2 protein-coding genes and 1 pseudogene are annotated in these 2,119 nt (G+C 48.7%); all 3 read left to right on the top strand.

The genetic code is table 11. The features are described 5' to 3' along the window. The first annotated feature begins 194 nt into the window (after nt 1–194). Nucleotides 195–545, top strand: a complete 351-nt coding sequence (locus H597_RS0116445) for a hypothetical protein (protein ID WP_154668139.1) — start codon at nt 195–197, stop codon at nt 543–545. A 461-nt stretch (nt 546–1,006) separates the two neighbouring features. Beyond that, the gene (locus tag H597_RS0116440; RefSeq protein ID WP_028103092.1) at nt 1,007–1,606 is read left to right on the top strand and encodes a suppressor of fused domain protein; all 600 of its coding nucleotides are present in this window, start codon (nt 1,007–1,009) and stop codon (nt 1,604–1,606) included. A 285-nt stretch (nt 1,607–1,891) separates the two neighbouring features. Continuing rightward, nucleotides 1,892–2,119 (top strand): annotated as a pseudogene (locus H597_RS31255) (transposase); the annotation flags it as partial.

The following is a 2,119-nucleotide window of genomic DNA, read 5'->3' as shown; positions in this document are numbered from 1 at the left end:
CCCGTCCAGACGTCCAGAAAGGATAGGGTGGATGTTGTCGGGGCGATTTTTCGCGGAAAATCGCTTCGTTCCGAAAGCGTCAGCCCAAATCTGAGTTAGCGCATGTCGCAGTTTCTTCCATATCTGCTCAATGAATGAGCATCTTGAACCACCAGGGCGAAGCAAGCCCTGGACGGGTAAGGAGCAATTTTCTAATGGCAAAAATATCTATGTCGGTCGCACAGCCAACAAACGTTATGGGCGCAGTGAAGTTTGTTCGGCAAGTTACTGGGCTTTCCCTGAGTTCTGCATTGACGTGTTTGCAGAAAGGGAGGGTAGGTATCTTTTATAAAGCCGAATTGTTCTTAAACGATCACCTTGATAAAGATAGAGAAATCAGAGAATTGGTTCAGGGATTTAAAATCCTCGGACTTGAGCTCTTTATTATGGAGATTTTGTTTGACGAGGATTGGGCTGGCGTTAGAGATTCTGAGAAGTATCGCATTGACGAAGATGTACTTATGAATATTCTTGATGAAGCAAGGGCGCGGTATCAATTGATGTAGCAGGCTGTTGAAATACTGGTGATACCTGCCGACGCCGTTACCGGATGACGGTGTTAGTTGGTTTTTCCATCGCAAGCAGGGTTTTTCGGGGCTATATCAGGGGTTTCAGGCTGATTTAGAGCGAATTCCGGTCACTGCGCTGGTTGTGGACAGCGGATCCGCACCAAGTTGTACGGGGCTGCCCCGAAGTCCGCCCACATCACTGAAAATGGTGGTGACGGACGAGAAATAGCACTGAGCTGGGGAGCGAGCATGGGGGATTTCCCCACTTACGCCACCTTTTGCACGTCCCCCAAGTCCGAATTGTCGGTTAATCGAGGTTCCCTAAAGGCGAAGACTTTACGCGGAAACAAGTGTCTGAGAAATATCAGCAACGTGTCGAAGTTGAGTGTGTGCCGTACAATGCTTCTGGTGGCGCGCGCATTGGACATGCTCGTAACCAAAAAACGGATGAGTAAAGAATGTTGGAAAAAAGTAGAGTTTCCTTGGGCCTAAGTGCTGGATTAGCTAAGCGCCCTGAAAGGGTTGAGCGATTTCAGCTGGCTCCTGAGTGGGACGTGGATATTATGGAGTTTGAAGATCGCCCGTATAAAGGGGTGAGATCCATAATTACAAATGGGGTAAGCGAAAGATTTCCCGACGTGGCATGCGAATTTGTCATAATTTACGACCCTTCGACAATAACAAAAGATGAAGATTTAAACGCATTTATGGCGACTTATCTTCAGCTCCATTTTGAGAAAAATAGGGAGAGCATCGTCGTTGGCGACTATTTCAAGGTCAAAGGACGCTTGCTTCGGGACTACGATTTTGTCGGGATCTATACTTCACCTCCATGCTACTTCGCGGATGACGTGTTTTCAGAATTGAGGGACATCAATTTCTACTGGCTAATTCCGATTTATGAAGCGGAGTATCAATTTATTGAAGAGGCCGGTGTACATGCATTTGAGGCTTGCTTGGAACGACTTGATCCAGATCTTTCGAGATTCGATAGAGAAGTGTTGGAATTGTTTTGTCCTGATTGTGTTGCGCCTCATGCAGAAGTCCAGAAAGAATAGGGATTTGCTGCCCCGTCCAGACTTCCAGAAAGGTTTGGGGGCATGTTGACAGGGCGATTTTTCGCGAGGAATCGCCACGTTCCGAAAGCGGCACCTTCAATTTGATCTAGTGTATGTCGCAGTTTCTTCCATATTCTGCTCAATGACGATGAATGAGCATCCTGAACCGCCAGGGCAAAGCAAGCCCTGGACGGGTTCGTCCACATCTCCTTGTCCCGTTCAGTGTTCAGTTGGAATTGGGGGGGCTGGAGGGCGCTTTTTTAAACCCAAAGCGGGCGCGCGCAGGCCATGCCGTCTAACTGGAAGCCAACCAAACGCCGCCAGAAGGATACCGATGCACGCTGGACTATCAAGCACGAAAAGGCCTACTACGGCTATAAGCTCTCGGCCAGCGCCGACAAGCGTTATAAGCTAGCGCGCAAAATCAAGGTCAGCACTGCGAGTGAGTACGACACCCTGCATTTCGAAGACGTCATTGATCCGGCCAATACCAGCCGCGACATCTATGCCGAT

This window comes from Pseudoduganella violaceinigra DSM 15887, from assembly GCF_000425385.1.
GTDB classification, from domain to species: domain Bacteria; phylum Pseudomonadota; class Gammaproteobacteria; order Burkholderiales; family Burkholderiaceae_D; genus Rugamonas; species Rugamonas violaceinigra.
This window is presented reverse-complemented; position numbering and strand designations above follow the sequence as displayed.

Excerpts from the sequence above, each read along its gene's own strand:
- H597_RS0116445 (WP_154668139.1), top strand. The coding sequence starts at position 195 with ATGGCAAAAATATCTATGTCGGTCGCACAGCCAACAAACGTTATGGGC.
- H597_RS0116440 (WP_028103092.1), top strand. The coding sequence starts at position 1,007 with ATGTTGGAAAAAAGTAGAGTTTCCTTGGGCCTAAGTGCTGGATTAGCT.